The organism is Amycolatopsis sp. cmx-4-83 (genome assembly GCF_046548815.1).
Lineage (GTDB): Bacteria > Actinomycetota > Actinomycetes > Mycobacteriales > Pseudonocardiaceae > Amycolatopsis > Amycolatopsis pretoriensis_A.
In genome coordinates this window covers 100,656-117,755 of record NZ_JAEBEF010000019.1, presented here as the reverse complement: position 1 = coordinate 117,755, position 17,100 = coordinate 100,656, and the positions used below count along the sequence as shown (strand labels likewise).

Genomic DNA, 17,100 nt, shown 5'->3' with positions numbered 1-17,100 from the left:
GGGCGCATGGCCTCCGAAACCGACCGCCTCGCGGCCGAGCGCTACGTCGTCCTGACCACGTTCCGCCGCGACGGGCGCGCGGTGCCGACCCCGATCTGGGTGGCGGGCGACGCCGGCGAGCTCGTGCTGTGGTCGGAGCGGAAGGCGGGCAAGGTCAAGCGCATCCGCAACAGCGGGCGGGTCGAGGTCCAGGCCTGCGACCTGCGCGGGCAGAAGACGCACGGCGCCGTCGCCACCGGCCAGGCGCGGCTGCTGGACCTGGACGGGACCGAGCGGGTGCGCAAGGCGATCGCGCGCAAGTACGGCCTCGTCGGGCGCGTCACGATGTTCTTCTCCAAGCTGCGCGGCCCGGCCGACCGGACGGTCGGGATCGCGGTCAAGCTGGACGGCTGAAGCCGCGGAACCCGCGCCGCAGGTAGTTCGGCAGCGCGTTCGGGTGGTCGAGCGTCGAGGTGTGCAGCCAGACCCGGCGCGCACCGGGCACGGTCCAGGCGTCGGCGACGACGAGGGTGAGCGCGTACCCGCCGAGCCCTTTGCCGACGAACTCCGGCAGCAGCCCGAACGTGGTGATCTCGACGTCGTCCCGGCCCTGCGGCTCGAAATCGGCGACGCCGGCGACCTCGCCGCGGTACTCGATCAGCCGGTACCGCCGCCCGGGTTCGGCGAGCCACCGCGCCCAGCCGTCGTCCGAACGGGACGCACTGGGCCACTGGTACGGCGTGCCGACGCGGACGTGCAGCTCGCGGATCAGCGGCCCGGGCCCGGCGGCCCGCAGCGTGACACCGTCGACGGCCGGAGCCGGGTTGAGCTGGTCGGCGGCGGTCATTTCGAGCTGCGTGACGATCTCCTCCACCCGCGGCAACCTACGGGGCCGAGCCGGTGCTGTCAGCCGCTTTTCGGCCCACCACGGCGGCCGGCTGCCCGGCCAGCAAGCGGTCGACCAGGGCCTCGACGAGGTCGTGGCGTTGTTCGCCGGTGAAGAGATCGGGCAGCGTCAGGCGTTCCATGATCAGCCAGTTCAGCGCCAGCCACAGGAGGACGACTGTCGTGCCGTCGCCGGGCAGCCCGGTTTTCGTGTGGTAGCCGACGTTGAAGTCGACGTCTTCCCGGATGCGGCGGGTGAGCACGTCCCGCAGCTCGGGTCGGCGCGTGGCTTCCAGGCGCAGTTCCAGGAGCGCGAGAAAACCGGTGGGGAAGGCGGCAACTCGGTCCACGAGCGCGTGCATCAGCTCGGCGACGCGGGCCCGGTCCTTCGGCCCGGCCAGCCCGTCGGCGATGACGGCTTCGTCGACGAGCCGCTCGTAGACGCGTTCCCCGGCGCGCTTGAGGATCTCGTCACGGCCGGCGAAGTAGTTGGAGGTCGTGCCGACGGGGACGCCGGCTTGCTGGTCCACGGCACGGAAGGTGAGGCCACGCGCGCCTTCGGCGGCCAGGACCTCGATGGCGGCGTCGAGCAGTGCCGCACGCCGTTCGGGGTTGCGTCGGACCATGGCGTTGACACCACTCCAGTTGCGGTATCGGGGTAGCGAACCACTTCAGGCAAAGTACTACAGCTGAGGCAGTTCGTGTCTGGTGCAGTCGGCGCGCGGATCGCCTGCTCGACCACGACCCGGTTGCTACTGTCCGGCCATGCCGCGTTTGAAGATCGAGGTGACCGTCCCGGAAAGCCACGTGGCCGCCGTGATCGACGCGCTCCACGAAGCGGGAGCGGGCCGGGTCGGCCAGTACGCGCGGTGTTCCAGCGTGTGGCAAGTGTCCGGAACCTGGCTGCCGTTGCCCGGCTCGGATCCGTACGACGGTCAGGTCGGCGTCGTGCAGCACGCCGAGGAATGCCGCGTCGAGTCGGTCTGCGACGTCGATCAGGCCCGCGCCGTCCAGCAGGCGGTCCGCGCCGCCCACCCGTACGAGGAAGCGGTCATCCGCTTCCTCCCGCTGCACGAACCGTGAGCCGTGGCGGCTAGACCTCCGCGACCGCGGCGAGCGCCTCCGGCAGCGTGAACGCGCCCGCGTACAACGCCTTCCCCACGATCGACCCCTCGACCCCGTCCGAAGCCAGCCCGGCCAGCGCGACCAGATCGGCCACGCTCGACACCCCACCGGAAGCGATCACCGGCGCATCCGTGCGCGCCACGACGTCCCGCAGCAGTTCGAGGTTCGGGCCGCGCAGCGTGCCGTCCTTGCTGACGTCGGTCACCACGTAGCGGGACGCGCCGTCGCGGTCGAGGCGCTCCAGGACCTCCCACAGGTCGCCGCCGTCCGAGGTCCAGCCGCGGGCCGAGAGGCGGTGGCCGGCGTCGGTGATACGGACGTCGAGGCCGATCGCGACGCGGTCGCCGTACTCGCCGATCACGCGCGCGGTCCACTGCGGGTCCTCGAGCGCGGCGGTGCCGAGGTTGACGCGGCGGGCGCCGGTGGCCAGCGCGGCCTTCAGCGACGCGTCGTCGCGGATGCCGCCGGAGAGCTCCACCTGGACGTCGAGCTTGCCGACGACCTCGGCGAGCAGCTCGCGGTTGCTGCCCTTGCCGAAGGCGGCGTCGAGGTCGACGAGGTGGATCCACTCGGCGCCGTCGCGCTGCCAGGCGAGCGCCGCCTCCAGCGGACTGCCGTAGGAGGTCTCGGTGCCGGCCTCGCCCTGGACGAGTCGCACGGCCTGGCCATCGGCCACATCAACGGCGGGAAGCAGCGTGAAAGTCACGCCGCTAACTCTAGGGCGGAGCCCCCGGTCACCCGGTCAGAGGGTCGCGAGCCAGTTCGTCAGCAGCCGCGCGCCCGCGTCGCCGGACTTCTCCGGGTGGAACTGCGTGGCCCACAGCGGCCCGTTCTCGACCGCCGCGACGAAGTCGTCGCCGTGGTTCGCCCAGGTGACCTTGGGTTCCTGGCCGGGCAGGCCGTCGAGCTCCCACTTGCGGGCGGCGTAGGAGTGCACGAAGTAGAACCGCTCGTCCGGGTCGAGGCCGGCGAACAGTTGCGAGTCCGCGGGCGCGCGCACGGTGTTCCAGCCCATGTGCGGCAGGACGTCGGCGTTGAGCCGGTCGACGACACCCGGCCACTCCCCCGTGCCCTCGGTCTCCTCGCCGTGCTCGACGCCGCGCGAAAAGAGGATCTGCATGCCGACGCAGATGCCGAGCACGGGGCGGCCGCCGGCGAGGCGCTTGCCGATGATCCGGTCGCCCTTGACCTCGAGCAGCCCGGCCATGCACGCCGAGTACGCGCCGACGCCGGGCACGACCAGGCCGTCGGCCTCGATCGCGGCATGCGGGTCGGCGGTGACCTCGACTTCGGCCCCGGCGCGCGCCACAGCGCGTTCGGCGGAGCGGAGGTTGCCGGAACCGTAGTCGAGGATCACCACACGAGACACGCCACCCAGCGTAGCCGGAGGGCTCAGCGACGCTCGAAGGAATAGACGTCCGTCACGGTGTTGCACGGCGACGGCGGCACGACCTCGACGCGCAGCACGCCGGCGTCGTAGTCCACGCCCTCCGGGGTGAACGTGCCGGTGCAGGTGCTGACCAGCGGAACCTGCTGGATTTCCCGCACCTTCGCCGTCACGTCGTGGCCGTTCAGGGGCCGCGGCAGGTCGATCTGCAGGAGCTGCAGGTTCGTCGGGTACAGGTCGTTGTACGGGTCGCTGGTGGCGCAGATCAGCCGCGTCGGGCTGACGAAGTCGCAGCCCTGGGCGCTGCGGACGTGGTGGTCGAGGTGGATGCGGGCGGCGATCGGGAGGTCGCCGGCGGTCTTCGGGCCGCGCGGGTTGAGGAACGGCGTCGGCGAGACGTAGAGGCGATCGATCTCGCCGAGCGGGCCCGAGACCAGCCACTGACCGTCCGGGGTGGCCGCGACCTGGGCGTTCGCGTTGGCCGCGGGCTCGTCGGGGGCGAGCGGGTGGACGAACTCCGTCGTGCTGCCGTCGGGCTTGGTGACCAGGTACATCTTCTTGACCGGCGCCGGGGTGACGGTGTCCTGGTAGACGTCGAAAACGTAGCCGCGCAGCGAGTCCGGGTCGCCGACGTGGCCCCAGCCCTCGTCCTTCAGCGGCTGCGGGATGGTGGCACCATTGCGGTAGACGGCCTCGGGCGCGTGGCCGGGCAGGCGCAGCGTGGTGAGGCCCTCGCCGCTGACGCGGTTTTCGGCGGTCGTGTGCCCCACCTGGCGCCAGCCGGTTTCGTGGGCGGTGGCGACGCCGGTCGCCGCGAGCAGGGCGGCGGTGGTGAGGGTGAGCAGACTGGCCGCGCGCATGGGCGCTCCTCGGGAGTAGAGGCCTTGGCGGCGGCGACGCGATTCTGCCATGGCGGGGTGACCGGCCGGAAGAAATCCGGGCGAGGACGTTTCGCTGTCCCGCCGACTGGGTATTACGCAACCCGATCGTGTGGCTTCCGCCCCGCACGACCGGACGCCAGGGAGGCGAAGATGGCCGAGGACGACGTGCTGTCGCAGATGCTGAACGCCTGGCGCGACGACATCGACAGTGTGCCATTCCCGCAGTTCAGCGAGCTGCTCATCCCCCGGCAGCAGACCCGCCCGCGCCGTTCGCCGTCCGCGTCTGCTGTCCGCGTGACGAACGCCACGCGGAGGACAGACGCCTGACTGTGGTTTCCTGCGAGGGCCGCATCGACGCGTCCCCCGGGAGCCCTCATGAGCCGCACCCCTGATCCGCACGACTTCCTCGACCTCGACGCCGGGCTCGCCGAAGAGGAACGCGCCATCCGCGACGCCGTGCGCGCGTATGCGAAGGACAACCTGCTCGACCACATCGCCGACTGGTACGAAACGGGCGCGCTCCCGGCGGCCGAACTGGCCAAGGGCTTCGGGTCGCTGGGCCTGCTCGGCATGCACCTGGAGGGCTACGGCTGCGCCGGGACCAGCGCGGTCGCGTACGGTATCGCGTGCCGCGAGCTCGAAGCCGTCGACTCCGGGCTGCGCAGCTTCGTGTCGGTGCAGGGCTCGCTGGCGATGTACGCGATCCACAAGTGGGGCAGCGAAGAGCACCGGCAGGAGTGGCTGCCGCGGATGGCCACCGGCGACGCGCTGGGCTGCTTCGGGCTGACCGAGCCGGACGCGGGCAGCGACCCGGGCTCGATGCGGACGCGCGCGGTGCGCGACGGCTCCGACTGGGTGCTGTCGGGTACGAAGATGTGGATCACCAACGGGACCGTCGCCGACGTCGCGGTCGTCTGGGCGCAGACCGACGACGGCGTCCGCGGCTTCGTCGTCCCGACGTCGACGCCGGGCTTCACCGCGAACGAGGTCAAGCACAAGCTGTCGCTGCGGGCGTCGCTGACCGCGGAGCTGGTGCTGGACGGCGTGCGGCTGCCCGGCTCGGCGGCGTTCCCCGAGGTCCGCGGGCTGCGCGGACCGCTTTCCTGCCTGAACGAAGCCCGCTACGGCATCCTCTTCGGCGTCGTCGGCGCGGCGCGGGCGTGCTACGAAGCCGCGCTGGAGTACACGCTTTCGCGCTCGCAGTTCGGCAAGCCGCTGGCCGGGTTCCAGCTGACCCAGCGCAAGCTCGCCGACCTGCTCGTCGAGGTGAACCGCACCGGGCTGGTGGCGCTGCAGATCGGGCGGCTCAAGGACGCCGGGACGCTGCACCACAACCACGTCAGCTTCGGGAAGATGGCGAACGTCCGGTCGGCCCTGGACGCGGCGCGCACGGCCCGTTCGATGCTCGGCGCCAACGGGATTTCGCTGGAGTACCCGGTGATGCGGCACATGGCGAACCTCGAGACGGTGCTGACGTACGAAGGCACCGAGGAGATGCACGCGCTGTCACTCGGTCAGGCGATCACGGGGCTCGCGGCCTTCCGCTGATCCGTTTTTTGTCGGTGGTGGCCGCTAGCTTCGGCGGCATGACCTTCACCGACTTCGAAACCGTCATCGAGCTCCGCCGCTACACCCTGCACCCGGGGCGGCGCGACGCGCTCATCGAGCTGTTCGAGCGCGAGTTCGTCGAGCCCCAGGAGGCGGCGGGCGCGCACCTGTTCGGCATGTTCCGCGAGCGCGCGTCGCCGGACAAGTTCGTGTGGCTGCGCGGGTTCCCCTCCATGGCGGCGCGCAAAGCGGCGCTGGAGGAGTTCTACTTCGGCCCGGTGTGGAAGGAGCACCGGGAGGCGGCGAACGCGACGATGATCGACTCCGACGACGTGCTGCTGCTGCGGCCGGTCCGGCGCGGGCTTTCCGCTCCCCCACCGGGTTCCGGCCTGCACGTCGCGATCTCTCCGCCGGCTTCGCCACCGGATTCCGCGTTCGCGGCGTTCGAGACCGAGCCGTCGGAGAACACCTTTCCGCAGTTGCCGGTCCGCGCGGACGGCCCGTTCTCGGTGTGGTTCAGCCGGACGCCGCTCGGTGCCGGCGTGGAGCTGGCGTTGGAGGCGACTTCGCGGTCACTGATCCGCTGAGAGGAGTTCGAGGAGCCCCATCGGGTAGAGGATCTTGCGGCCGTCACGGAAGTCCGCGAGGTCGACCCAGCGCGCGGTGGCGGGGTCGTCGAGGATCTTCATCTCTTCGCGTTCGTAGAAGGCGGGGTCGGTGAACTCGGCGGCGTAGAGGAAGGCGATCTCGTGGCCGGGCCTGCCCTGCCAGGTGAAGATGTTCTCGAGCACGCCGACCCGCTTGCCGACGAGGAGCTCGGCGCCGAGCTCCTCGACGAACTCCCGGCGAAGGGCGTCCTTGCCGCTTTCGCCGAACTCGATCCCGCCCCCGAGCGGCCGGCAGTACGTCTCGCCTTTGACGTCGTCGCGTCCTTCGAACACGAGCAGCGCGTCGCCGCGCCACACCAGCCCGAGCGCGAGCGGCCTGATCCGGAACCCCATGGGGCCACGCTAGCGGCCCCGCTACCCCTGGAGGAAATCTTTGATCGACAACGCCAGTGAGCCCACGTCGAGACCGTGGGCCAGGTCGTGGTCCGCGATGCCGCCGTAGGTCCGGACTTCGGTGTCCCGGCGGACACCGAGCGACCGCAACCGGTGCGGCACGTCGGAAAGAGCTTCCGCGACCCAGTGCGCGGACGTCCCGGCCAGGTACGGCTCGACCAGGACCACGTCCGGTGCGGCGGCCAGCGCGGCGGCGCGCAGGCCCGCGGCGTCGAACGGGCGGATCGTCGAGGCGTAGAGCACCGTGACGTCGAGGCCCGCCGTCGCGCGCAGGACGCGGTCCAGCACCGGGCCGACGGCCACCACGACGCCGCGTGCCCCCTCGCGCAGGCGCGTGAAGCCGACTCCGAGGTGTGGCGACGCGTTCTCCTGGGCCGAAAGGCGCAGGTAGATCCGGCCGTCACCGGGGATCGACTCGAGCAGCAGCCGGCGTGCCTCGTCCGGGTGGCCCGGTACGTGCACGGTCCAGCCCGGGAGCGAGTCGATGAGCGCGACGTCGCCCGGGGACTGGTGCGTGCGCCCTTCCGCGGCCATGTCGTAGGAGGCGCCGTAGGACACGAGGACGCCACCGGCCTCCTGGTGGGAGAAGTCGAGCTTGATCTGCTCGAACGCGCGCTCCACCAGGAACGACGGGAACGTGTGCACGATCGGCCGCAGCCCGGCGAGCGCCAGCCCGGCGCCCGCGCTGACCAGCAGCTGCTCGCGGATCCCGACGTTGATCACCCGGTCCGGGTGGCGCCGCGCGGCGCCCGCGAGCTGGGCGGCCGAGATGTCGGCGAGCACGACGGCGACGTCCGGGTCCGCGTCGAGGATCTCTTCGGTGGTGCTCAAAAACGCTTCGCGCATCGACGGCATGCGTCAGCCCTTCGGTTCGACGACGGCGACCACCGCGAGCGGGCGGCCGGGGTGGGCGGTGGTGAAGGCGTCGTACAGCGCGTCGTGGTCGCGGCCGGACACCTCACGGGTCTCCCAGCCTTCGACGGCGAAGCGCCGGGCGATCCCGCCCGGCCAGCCGCGCGAGGAGGACTGGTTGTCGATCACCACCGTGGTCAGGTTTTCCAGGCCGGCGCGCGCCGCGACGACGATCGCCTCGTGGTTCGAGCCTTCGTCGAGCTCGGCGTCGCCGACGAGCGTCACGACCTTCGACGCCGTCAGGCCGCGGGCCCGCAGGCCGAGCGCGGTGCCGAACGCGATCGGCAGGCCGTGGCCGAGGGATCCGCTGGAGATCTCGACACCGGGCACCCGCCGCCGGTCGGGGTGGTGGCCGAGCCGGGAGACGGGGTCGGACCAGGTCGGGAGCTCCGCCTCGGCGATGAAGCCCTTCGCGGTGAGCACGGCGTAGTACGCCATCGGGCCGTGTCCTTTGGACAGCAGGAAGCGGTCGCGGCCGGGCTCGCGGAAGTTTTCGGGCGTGACGTCGAGGACGCGATCGTAGAGCACCCACAGGACGTCCACAGTGGACTCCGCGGCGGCGCTGTGCTTGTCGTCGCCGGTCATCAGCGAGATCAGCCGTGGCAGATCGGCGTAACCCGGTTCGGTCGCAGTGGTCATGACCCGACGATGCAACCTCGACTAAACTCGAAGTCAAGGATAGCCTGAGCAGGTGACGAGGCTCGCTGAACATCTCAGCATCGGACAGGTGGCGGAACGCAGCGGGGTGCCGCACACGGCACTGCGGTTCTACGAGGAGAAGGGACTGATCAGCTCGGAGCGGTCGGCGGGCAACCAGCGCCGCTACCCGCGTTCGGTGCTGCGCCGGATCGCGTTCATCCGCGCCGCGCAACGGGTCGGGCTGTCCCTGGAGGACATCAGTGCGGCACTGGCGTCCCTGCCCGAAGACCACGCCCCGACGAAGGCCGACTGGGCGCGCCTGTCGCGCGACTGGCAGCACGAGCTCGACGCACGCATCGACGCCCTGCAACGCCTCCGCGACCGCCTGACGGGCTGCGTCGGCTGCGGCTGCCTGTCCCTGCGCAGCTGCGCGCTCTACAACAACGACGACGAGCTGTCCCGCCACGGCCCAGGCGCAAGCAAACTCCGCCCAGCGATCGAGGGCGGCATTTAACCGCTTACCCCCGGCGGGATCCTGGAAAGGAAATGAACGAAAAGCACCGAACCCGCATCTCGAAGCGACTCGCCCGCCACCTCCGCCACGACCCGGCAGCCCTCGGCCTCACCCTCTCCCCGGACGGCTGGGTGAGCGTCGAGACCCTTCTCGACGCCTTGCGCGCAAACGGTTTCGCGGTCACCCGTGCCCAACTCGACGAGGTCGTCGAGACGAACAACAAGCGCCGCTTCGCCTTCGACGAAACAGGCACCCGCATCCGCGCGAGCCAGGGCCACAGCATCACGGTGGACCTGGGCCTGCCCAACGCAACCCCGCCACCGGTCCTGTACCACGGAACGGTGTCGAAGTTCCTCGACGCAATCTTCCACGAGGGCCTCCGCCCGATGAACCGCCACGCGGTCCACCTGTCCGCAACGACGGACACGGCCCGCACAGTGGCGGCCCGCCACGGAAAGCCGGTAATCCTGCGGGTGGACGCGGCCACCATGGCGAACGCGGGCCACAAGTTCCAGGTAAGCGCCAACGGAGTCTGGCTCACGGCAGCGGTCCCACCGCAACACCTCACCCGCCTCGACTGAGCACGAGCCGACCGACCGCAAGTCGCCCACCCGCGCGCCGGCCGCACGCAAGTCGGCCGCCCGCGGGCAAGCCGCCCGGCCAGACGCAAGCCGCTGCCCCGTGCACCGGCCACATACAAGTCAGCCGCCGCCGCGCAGACCGCCGCCCCACAGATCGGCTGCCGCCGCACGAGCCGCCGCCCCCACCCAAGTGGACCGTCACCGCGCGAGCAGCCGGCCGCACACAAGTCGCGGCCCCGCGTACCGGTCACCGCCCAGACGCAAGTGCCCACCGCACCAGTCACCGGCCACAGGCAAGTCCCCCACCTCGCGTCCGGCCAGCCAGACACAAGTCGCCGCGCCGGCCGCCGCCCCACGCGAGTCGGCCGCCCAGGCGCACGAACCTTCGCTCAGCTCAAAGAGACGGCACCGCACCCGCTGTCCGGCGGCGCGGGCGCCCGAGCAACCTCCGGCCCACGTCCAGCAGCTCCGTGCGCAGCTCGTCGTCGCCCATGCGGGCCAGATCCGGGGACCCGCCCGCCATCGCGATGCCCGTCAACGTCACCATCGCGTTCACCCGCGCCGTCGCGTCCGGGTCCGGGCCCGCCAAAATGCCCAGCAGGGCCTGGCCGAAGCCCTCCATCCCGCCGTGGGCCGACTTCTCGATCGCGCGGATCAGGCCCGGGTCGCTCGAAAACAGCGCCACCAGCGCCCGGTGGCGGATCACCAGGTCGATGAACCCCTCCAGCAGCAAGTCCACCTGCGCGCCCCGGCGTTTCTGGGCCGCCGCTCGCAGCACCAGCTCGTCCAGGTCTCGCACGCCCGGCTCGGCGACCGCCTCGGTGATCTCCGCCTTCGTCTTGAAGTGGTAGTAGACCGCGGCCTTCGTGATCCCCAGTGCGTCGGCGATCATCTGCAGCGACGTGCCCTCGACCCCGTGTTCGCTGAACAAGCGCAGCGCGGTCTGCAGCAGTCGGGTCCGGGTGTCCTCGGCCGGGCCGGCGGTCATTCTTCCTCCTCAGCGAGCCGTCGGAGCGTACGTCACTCCCTGTCGATCGGCAAACTCGCTTACTAGCCGATCGGCTGGGATAAACCTTGCTGTTCGGCAAGTCACATACTTGCCGATCGGCTTGGACGCATCCTTGCCGATCGGCTAGCTTGGAGAGAGACCTGATGGAGTGAACCGAGCCCGTTCGGGCGAAACGGAGCTGACTCGTGGCGACCTTCCTGTACCGGCTCGGCCGGTTGTCCTTCCGACGGCGAGCGCTGGTCGCCGCCGTCTGGGCGGCCGTCCTCGTGGCGCTCGGGCTGGGTGCCCTGACGCTTTCGGGCCAGCTTTCGAACTCGGTGACGATCCCCGGCACCGAGTCGCAGCGGGCGATCGACCAGCTGACCGAGAAGTTTCCGCAGGCCAACGCCGGTGGCGCCACCGCGCGCGTCGTGATCGAGGCTCCGGCCGGGGCCACGGTGACCGACGCGAAGGGCAAGGCCGCCGTCGAGTCGCTCGTCACGCAGCTGAAGACGGCCCCGAAGGTCGCCGCCGTCGTGGACCCGTTCCAGGTGCAGTCGATCTCACCCGATCAGCGCGTCGCCTTGGCCCAGGTCAGTTACGGAGCGAAAGCGTACGAGCTGACCGAAGAGGACCGCCAGGCGCTGCAAGCCCCCGCGGACGCCGCCCGTGCCGCCGGGTTCACCGTCGAGTTCGGCGGGGACGCCGTGCAGGGCATCCCCGAGACCGGCGCCACGGAAGGCCTCGGTGTCGCGGTCGCCGCCGTCGTGCTGATCATCACCTTCGGCTCGCTCGTCGCGGCCGGCATCCCGCTGCTCACCGCGCTGATCGGCGTAGGCACCGGGATGGGCGGCATCTTCCTCGCGTCCGGTTTCCTCGAGCTGAACTCGAACACGCCGATCCTCGCGCTGATGATCGGGCTGGCCGTCGGCATCGACTACGCGCTGTTCATCGTCTCGCGCTACCGGCACGAACTGGGTCTCGGCCGAGAACCGGAGGAAGCCGCCGGGCGCGCGGTCGGCACCGCCGGCTCGGCCGTCGTGTTCGCCGGGCTCACCGTCATCATCGCGCTGGCCGGCCTGACCGTCGTCGGGATCCCGTTCCTCGGCCAGATGGGCGTCGCCGCCGCGGTGACCGTCGCGGTCTCCGTGCTCATCGCGCTGACGCTGCTGCCCGCGGTGCTCGGGTTCGCCGGCGCCCGCGTCGCCGGCAACCGCATCCGGCTGCGCCGCAAGGCGGTCGAACCGACGCACGGTGAGCGCTGGGCGCGGTTCGTGGCCCGCCACCGGATCCCGGTGCTGCTCGTCGCGCTGGCCGGGATGGCCGTCGTCGCGCTGCCCGCGCTGAGCATGCAGCTCGGCCTGCCCAACGACAGCACCGCCGCGCCCGAGTCGACGCAGAAGAAGGCGTACGACATCGCGAGCCGCAGCTTCGGCGAGGGCTCCAACGGCCCGCTGCTGGTCGTCGTCGACACCCGCGCGAGCACCAACCGCCAGGCCGCACTCGGCCAGGCCGCCGCCGACATCCAGAAGCTGCCCGACGTCGCCGCCGTGACGCCGCCGCGCGTCAACCAGACCGGCGACACCGCGCTGCTGACGGTGATCCCGAAGAGCGGCCCGAGCAGTACGCAGACCGAGGACCTGGTCGCCGCCATCCGCGCCGGATCGGGCGTCCTGGAGAACGCGACCGGCGCGAAGCTCGCCGTCACCGGCCAGACCGCGGCGAACATCGACGTCTCGGAGAAGCTGTCGGACGCGATGCTGCCGTACCTCGCGCTGATCGTCGGGCTGGCGTTCGTGCTGCTGATGCTGGTGTTCCGCTCGGTCGTGGTGCCGCTGAAGGCGACGATCGGCTTCCTCGGCTCGGTCGCGGCGACGTTCGGCGCGGTGGTCGCGGTGTTCCAGTGGGGCTGGCTGACCGACCTGCTCGGCGTCGCGTCGACCGGCCCGATCATGAGCATGCTGCCGATCCTGCTGATCGGCGTCCTGTTCGGGCTCGCGATGGACTACCAGGTGTTCCTGGTGACGCGGATGCGCGAGGAGCACGTCCACGGCGCGGAACCGCAGGAGGCCATGGTGACCGGCTTCCGCCACGGTGCGCGGGTGGTCGTCGCGGCCGCGCTGATCATGATCAGCGTGTTCGCCGGCTTCATCCTGGCCGAATCGTCACTGATCCAGTCGATCGGCTTCGCGCTGGCGTTCGGCGTGCTGGTGGACGCGTTCGTGGTCCGCATGACCCTGGTCCCGGCGGTGATGTCCCTGCTCGGCCGCGGCGCGTGGTGGCTGCCGAAGTGGCTCGACCGCATCCTGCCGGACGTCGACGTCGAGGGCGAGAAGCTCACGAAGCACTTGGACGAGCCGGAAGAGCGCGAACTGGTCGGCGCGAGCCGCTGAGCGGAGCCTCCCCCAGCCCGGCCGTGATGTGGCGCCCACATCACGGCCGGGCTCTTTTCCGGTTGCCGACCGATGGCTCCTGTTCGGCGGATGTGTCTCAGGCCCTCGCCCGCGTCACCAACGTCATGACCCGCAACAGCTAGCTGGACAACCAGAAGATCGCGCCGCCGACAGCCAGCAGGGCTGCGATGCCCAGCACCACCGCGATGAACTTCGCCGTCTTCCACGTCGAATACACGCCGCCCACCAGAAATCCGCCGAGGGCCAGCAAAAGGACGCCGACGACGCTGCTGTTCACAGAACGCCCTTCGTGGAGGGGATGCCGCCCGCGCGGGGGTCCGGCTCGGTGGCCGTGCGCAGGGCTCGGGCCACCGCCTTGTACTCCGCCTCCGCGATGTGGTGCGGGTCGCGGCCGTGGATCACCCGCACGTGCAACGCGATCTGCGCGTGGAACGCCAGCGAGTCGAACACATGCCGCGTCAGCACGAACGGGTAGTTGCCGCCGATCGTGAACGTGTTGAACTGCTCAGGCTCGCCGACGTGCACGCAGTACGGGCGGCCCGAGACGTCGATCGCCGCGTGGGCCAGGGTTTCGTCCATCGGGATCCACGCGTCGCCGAAGCGGCGGATGCCGCTCTTGTCGCCCAGGGCCTGGCGGATCGCCTGGCCGAGGACGATCGCCGTGTCCTCCACCGTGTGGTGGGCGTCGATGTGGACGTCGCCGGTCGCCTCGACCTTGAGGTCCAGGGAGCCGTGGACGCCGAACGCCGTCAGCATGTGGTCGTAGAACGGCACGCCGGTCGAGATGTCGACCTCGCCCGTGCCGTCGAGGTCCAGCTGCACGAAGATCGAGGACTCCTTGGTGGTCCGCTCGACCTTGCCGATGCGCGTCATCGGGAAACTTCCTTACTCGCCTCGAGGAAGGCGTCGTTCTCTTCCGGGGTGCCGATGCTCACGCGCAGGTGCCCCTCGATGCCGGGGTCGCGGATCAGCACGCCCGCGTCCAGGTAGGCCCGCCACGCGGCGCCCGGGTCGGGGAAGTGTCCGAAGAGGACGAAGTTCGCGTCGCTCGGGACCGGCTCGAAACCGAGGCCCGCCAGCGCTTCCACGACGCGGTCGCGTTCCGCGGACAGCTTGTGCACGCTGCCCAGCGTGGCGTCGGCGTGGCGCAGTGCCGCGCGCGCCGCCGCCTGCGTCAGCCGCGAGAGGTGGTAGGGCAGGCGCACCAGCTGCAGCGCGTCGACGACGGCGGGCGCGGCGGCCAGGTAACCCAGGCGGCCGCCGGCGAAGGCGAACGCCTTGCTCATCGTGCGCGACACGATGAGCTGGGCCGGGTAGTCGCCCAGCAGCTCCACCGCGCTCGCCCGCGAGGAGAACTCCGCGTACGCCTCGTCGACGACCACGATGCCGGTCGCCGCCTCGATCACCACGCGCAGCTCGCCCTTCGGGATCGAGCCGCCGGTCGGGTTGTTCGGGCTGGTGACGAACACGATGTCCGGCCGCCGCTCGCGGATGAGCCGCGCGGCCGCCGCCGTGTCCAGCGTGAAGTCGGGGCGGCGCGGGGCCGGGACCCACTCGGTGCGGGTGCCCGAGGCGATGATCGGGTGCATCGAGTACGACGGTTCGAAGCCGAGCGCGGTGCGCCCGGGACCGCCGAAGGCCTGCAGGATCTGCTGTAGCACCTCGTTGGACCCGTTGGCGGCCCAGACGTTCGCCTCCGACAGCACGACCCGCGTCGACACGCTCAGGTAGTCGGCCAGGTCCTGGCGCAGCGCCAGCGCGTCGCGGTCCGGGTAGCGGTGCAGCTCGGCCGCTTCCGCACGGACCGCCTCGACGACGTCCGCGACCAGCTCGGGCGGCGGCGGGTACGGGTTTTCGTTGGTGTTGAGCCGGACCGGGACGTCCAGCTGCGGCGCGCCGTACGGGGACTTGCCGCGCAGGTCCTCGCGCAGCGGCAGTGCGGCCAGGGTGATCTCGTCGCCGAGCGTCATCGGGCCTCCTCCCCCGCGAACCGGGCGGTGACGGCTTCGCCGTGCGCGGGCAGGTCCTCGGCGTTCGCCAGCGCGACGACGCGGCCGGCGACCTCGCGCAGCGCGTCCTCGGAGTAGTCCACGACGTGGATGCCCTTGAGGAAGCTCTGCACCGACAGGCCCGAGGAGTGACGGGCGAACCCGCCGGTGGGCAGCACGTGGTTGGACCCGGCGCAGTAGTCGCCGAGCGAAACCGGGGCGTACGCGCCGACGAAGATCGCGCCCGCGTTGCGGACCCGGGCCGCGACCGCGCGCGCGTCCGCCGTCTGGATCTCCAGGTGCTCCGCGGCGTAGGCGTCGACGACCCGCAGGCCGTCGTCCACAGTGGACACCAGGATGACGCCGGACTGCTTGCCGCCCAGCGCTTCGGCGACCCGCTCGCTGTGCTTGGTCGCGGCGACGCGGCTGGCCAGGTCCTTGTCGACGGCGTCGGCCAGCTCGGCCGACGTCGTCACCAGGACGCTCGCCGCGAGGGGGTCGTGCTCGGCCTGGCTGACCAGGTCGGCGGCGACGTGCACCGGGTCGGCCGTCTCGTCGGCGAGGATGGCGATCTCGGTCGGCCCGGCCTCGGCGTCGATGCCGATCAGGCCGCGCAGCAGCCGCTTCGCCGCGGTCAGGTAGATGTTGCCCGGCCCGGTGACGGTGTCGACCGGGGCGAGCTCGGCGCCGTCGGTGTCCGTGCCGCCGTACGCCATCAGCGCCACGGCCTGCGCGCCGCCCGCCGCCCACACCTCGTCGACGCCGAGCAGCTCGGCCGCGGCGAGGATGGTCGGGTGCGGGAGGCCGTCGAACGCGGCCTGCGGCGGCGAGCACACGACCAGGGAGCCGACGCCTGCGATCTGCGCCGGGACGACGTTCATCACCACGGTGGACGGGTACACGGCCAGGCCACCCGGGGCGTACAGCCCGACGCGCTCGACCGGCACCCACTTCTCGGTGACCGTGCCGCCCTCGACGACGGTGGTCGTGACGTCGGTGCGGCGCTGCTCGGCGTGCACCTTGCGGGCGCGGGTGATCGACTCCTCCAGCGCCGCGCGCACGGCCGGGTCCAGCTCGGCCAGCGCCCGCGTCAAGCGCTCGCGCGGCACCCGCACGGACGCGGGGCGCACGCCGTCGAACCTCTCGGTGTATTCGAGGACGGCTTCGACACCGCGGTCGCGGACCGCCTCGACCACCGGGCGCACGTGGTGCAGCGCCGCGTCCACGTCGTATTCGGCGCGTGGGAGCGTCGCGCGCAGTTCGGCGGCGGTCGGGACCTGCCCGCGCAGGTCGGTGCGGTTCAACATGCCCTCCAGGGTACGAGGTCACACTGGAGCACTCGTCGGCGATACTCCCCGGTGACGGCGGATCCCAGCATGCAGGAGGCAGCGGTGGCGCGAATCGCGTTGTGCCAGGTCAACTCGGGTGACGATCCGGAGGCGAACCTGAAACTCGTTCGCTCCGGGGTGGAAGCCGCGGTGGCGGGCGGCGCGCGGATCGTCGTGTTCCCCGAGGCGACGATGGCGCGCTTCGGCCGTCCGCTGGAGCCGGTCGCCGAGCCGCTCGACGGGCCGTGGGCCTCGGCGGTGGCCGCCGTCGCCGCCGAGTACGACGTGGTCGTCGTGGCCGGGATGTTCACGCCGGCGGACGAGGGCCGGGTCCGCAACACGCTGCTGATCACCGGCGGCGGCCACCACCGCGGCTACGACAAAATCCACCTCTACGACGCGTTCGGGTTCGCCGAGTCCGACACGGTCGCCCCCGGTGCCTCGGCGACCACGTTCGAGCTGGACGGCGTGGTCTACGGCGTCGCGACCTGCTACGACGTGCGCTTCCCGGAGCTGTTCCGCGCCCTGGCCGACGACGGCGCCGACGTCGTCCTGCTGCCGGCGTCGTGGGGCGCGGGCGAGGGCAAGCGCGACCAGTGGGAGGTGCTGGTGCGGGCGCGGGCCCTGGATTCGGGCTGCTGGGTGCTGGGCTGCGGCCAGGCCGACCCGGCGGCGACCGGGACCGCGGTGAACCCGAAGGCACCGACCGGGATCGGCTTCTCGACGGTCTCCGACGGCTTCGGCCGCGTGGTCGCCCAGGCGGGCGCGGCGCCGGAGACGCTGCTGGTGGACGTCGACCCGGCCGTGTCGGCCAAGGCCCGCACCGCGACGGGAGCCCTGGCCAACCGCCGCCTCTGAACCGCAAAGCCG

22 protein-coding genes are annotated in these 17,100 nt (G+C 71.5%); 9 read left to right on the top strand and 13 right to left on the bottom strand.

All coding sequences use genetic code 11. The annotated features are described in order from the left end of the window. The first annotated feature begins 6 nt into the window (after positions 1-6). Positions 7-393, top strand: a complete 387-nt coding sequence (locus ACLJQM_RS43465; RefSeq protein WP_247012425.1) for a PPOX class F420-dependent oxidoreductase — start codon at positions 7-9, stop codon at positions 391-393. Here ACLJQM_RS43465 and ACLJQM_RS43460 read toward each other — a convergent pair. Continuing rightward, a complete protein-coding gene (locus tag ACLJQM_RS43460) occupies positions 377-853 on the bottom strand; it encodes a GNAT family N-acetyltransferase (protein WP_247012427.1) in 477 nt (158 codons plus the stop codon). The genes ACLJQM_RS43465 and ACLJQM_RS43460 overlap by 17 nt on opposite strands. Before the next feature lie 10 nt (positions 854-863). Then, a complete protein-coding gene (locus tag ACLJQM_RS43455; RefSeq protein WP_410636108.1) occupies positions 864-1,490 on the bottom strand; it encodes a TetR/AcrR family transcriptional regulator in 627 nt (208 codons plus the stop codon). 139 nt (positions 1,491-1,629) lie between these two features. Between ACLJQM_RS43455 and ACLJQM_RS43450 the strand changes: the two genes are divergently transcribed. Further along, positions 1,630-1,947, top strand: coding sequence for a hypothetical protein (locus ACLJQM_RS43450; RefSeq protein ID WP_360766384.1), 318 nt, complete (start codon positions 1,630-1,632; stop codon positions 1,945-1,947). Between the two features lie 10 nt (positions 1,948-1,957). Here the strand turns inward: ACLJQM_RS43450 and priA are convergent, their stop codons facing one another. Genes priA through ACLJQM_RS43435 form a run of 3 tightly spaced genes read right to left on the bottom strand, consistent with a single transcriptional unit; the run spans position 1,958 to position 4,236 of the window. Then, on the bottom strand, positions 1,958-2,695 hold the full coding sequence (gene priA / locus ACLJQM_RS43445; RefSeq protein ID WP_360766381.1) for a bifunctional 1-(5-phosphoribosyl)-5-((5-phosphoribosylamino)methylideneamino)imidazole-4-carboxamide isomerase/phosphoribosylanthranilate isomerase PriA: 738 nt from the start codon (positions 2,693-2,695) through the stop codon (positions 1,958-1,960). Between the two features lie 36 nt (positions 2,696-2,731). Continuing rightward, on the bottom strand, positions 2,732-3,349 hold the full coding sequence (gene hisH, locus ACLJQM_RS43440) for an imidazole glycerol phosphate synthase subunit HisH (RefSeq protein WP_410636148.1): 618 nt from the start codon (positions 3,347-3,349) through the stop codon (positions 2,732-2,734). Between the two features lie 32 nt (positions 3,350-3,381). Continuing rightward, positions 3,382-4,236 (bottom strand): hypothetical protein, encoded by an 855-nt coding sequence (locus ACLJQM_RS43435; protein WP_410636107.1) that lies wholly within the window; start codon positions 4,234-4,236, stop codon positions 3,382-3,384. A gap of 171 nt (positions 4,237-4,407) precedes the next feature. On the opposite strand from ACLJQM_RS43435, the gene ACLJQM_RS43430 reads away from it, so the two are divergent. From ACLJQM_RS43430 to ACLJQM_RS43420, 3 genes are read left to right on the top strand one after another with little or no spacing between them, the layout of a single operon-like run. Continuing rightward, on the top strand, positions 4,408-4,584 hold the full coding sequence (locus ACLJQM_RS43430) for a hypothetical protein (protein ID WP_247012435.1): 177 nt from the start codon (positions 4,408-4,410) through the stop codon (positions 4,582-4,584). A 48-nt stretch (positions 4,585-4,632) separates the two neighbouring features. Beyond that, positions 4,633-5,805 (top strand): acyl-CoA dehydrogenase family protein, encoded by a 1,173-nt coding sequence (locus ACLJQM_RS43425; protein ID WP_247012437.1) that lies wholly within the window; start codon positions 4,633-4,635, stop codon positions 5,803-5,805. A gap of 38 nt (positions 5,806-5,843) precedes the next feature. Next, a complete protein-coding gene (locus ACLJQM_RS43420; RefSeq protein ID WP_410636106.1) occupies positions 5,844-6,392 on the top strand; it encodes an NIPSNAP family protein in 549 nt (182 codons plus the stop codon). Here ACLJQM_RS43420 and ACLJQM_RS43415 read toward each other — a convergent pair. Genes ACLJQM_RS43415 through ACLJQM_RS43405 form a run of 3 tightly spaced genes read right to left on the bottom strand, consistent with a single transcriptional unit; the run spans position 6,378 to position 8,417 of the window. Beyond that, positions 6,378-6,806: an NUDIX hydrolase gene (locus ACLJQM_RS43415; protein ID WP_247012441.1), complete on the bottom strand. Its 429-nt coding sequence runs from the start codon at positions 6,804-6,806 to the stop codon at positions 6,378-6,380. The two genes, ACLJQM_RS43420 and ACLJQM_RS43415, sit on opposite strands and share 15 nt — an antisense overlap. A gap of 21 nt (positions 6,807-6,827) precedes the next feature. Then, a complete protein-coding gene (locus tag ACLJQM_RS43410) occupies positions 6,828-7,721 on the bottom strand; it encodes a transketolase family protein (RefSeq protein WP_410636105.1) in 894 nt (297 codons plus the stop codon). 3 nt (positions 7,722-7,724) lie between these two features. Further along, a complete protein-coding gene (locus ACLJQM_RS43405) occupies positions 7,725-8,417 on the bottom strand; it encodes a thiamine pyrophosphate-dependent enzyme (protein WP_360766369.1) in 693 nt (230 codons plus the stop codon). A gap of 52 nt (positions 8,418-8,469) precedes the next feature. Here ACLJQM_RS43405 and soxR point away from each other — a divergent pair, with 52 nt between their 5' ends. Further along, a complete protein-coding gene (gene soxR, locus ACLJQM_RS43400) occupies positions 8,470-8,931 on the top strand; it encodes a redox-sensitive transcriptional activator SoxR (protein ID WP_247012447.1) in 462 nt (153 codons plus the stop codon). Positions 8,932-8,963: 32 nt separating this feature from the next. Continuing rightward, positions 8,964-9,512 (top strand): RNA 2'-phosphotransferase, encoded by a 549-nt coding sequence (locus ACLJQM_RS43395; protein WP_360766366.1) that lies wholly within the window; start codon positions 8,964-8,966, stop codon positions 9,510-9,512. A gap of 394 nt (positions 9,513-9,906) precedes the next feature. Here the strand turns inward: ACLJQM_RS43395 and ACLJQM_RS43390 are convergent, their stop codons facing one another. Then, positions 9,907-10,500 (bottom strand): TetR/AcrR family transcriptional regulator, encoded by a 594-nt coding sequence (locus ACLJQM_RS43390; RefSeq protein ID WP_360766363.1) that lies wholly within the window; start codon positions 10,498-10,500, stop codon positions 9,907-9,909. Between the two features lie 206 nt (positions 10,501-10,706). On the opposite strand from ACLJQM_RS43390, the gene ACLJQM_RS43385 reads away from it, so the two are divergent. Then, positions 10,707-12,893: an MMPL family transporter gene (locus ACLJQM_RS43385; protein WP_360766360.1), complete on the top strand. Its 2,187-nt coding sequence runs from the start codon at positions 10,707-10,709 to the stop codon at positions 12,891-12,893. A 139-nt stretch (positions 12,894-13,032) separates the two neighbouring features. Here the strand turns inward: ACLJQM_RS43385 and ACLJQM_RS43380 are convergent, their stop codons facing one another. Genes ACLJQM_RS43380 through hisD form a run of 4 tightly spaced genes read right to left on the bottom strand, consistent with a single transcriptional unit; the run spans position 13,033 to position 16,209 of the window. Then, positions 13,033-13,191, bottom strand: a complete 159-nt coding sequence (locus ACLJQM_RS43380; RefSeq protein WP_247012455.1) for a hypothetical protein — start codon at positions 13,189-13,191, stop codon at positions 13,033-13,035. After that, positions 13,188-13,787: an imidazoleglycerol-phosphate dehydratase HisB gene (hisB, locus tag ACLJQM_RS43375; RefSeq protein WP_360766358.1), complete on the bottom strand. Its 600-nt coding sequence runs from the start codon at positions 13,785-13,787 to the stop codon at positions 13,188-13,190. The genes ACLJQM_RS43380 and hisB overlap by 4 nt, the downstream gene beginning before the upstream one ends. Beyond that, positions 13,784-14,884 (bottom strand): histidinol-phosphate transaminase, encoded by a 1,101-nt coding sequence (locus ACLJQM_RS43370; RefSeq protein WP_410636104.1) that lies wholly within the window; start codon positions 14,882-14,884, stop codon positions 13,784-13,786. The genes hisB and ACLJQM_RS43370 overlap by 4 nt, the downstream gene beginning before the upstream one ends. Continuing rightward, positions 14,881-16,209 carry a histidinol dehydrogenase gene (gene hisD, locus ACLJQM_RS43365; RefSeq protein ID WP_247012461.1) on the bottom strand — a complete coding sequence of 443 codons (1,329 nt, stop codon included), beginning with the start codon at positions 16,207-16,209 and terminating at the stop codon, positions 14,881-14,883. Before hisD ends, ACLJQM_RS43370 begins: the two co-directional genes overlap by 4 nt. An 84-nt stretch (positions 16,210-16,293) precedes the next feature. Here hisD and ACLJQM_RS43360 point away from each other — a divergent pair, with 84 nt between their 5' ends. Next, complete coding sequence (locus ACLJQM_RS43360; RefSeq protein ID WP_247025235.1) at positions 16,294-17,088, top strand: carbon-nitrogen hydrolase family protein; 795 nt, start codon at positions 16,294-16,296, stop codon at positions 17,086-17,088. Positions 17,089-17,100: the final 12 nt, after the last annotated feature.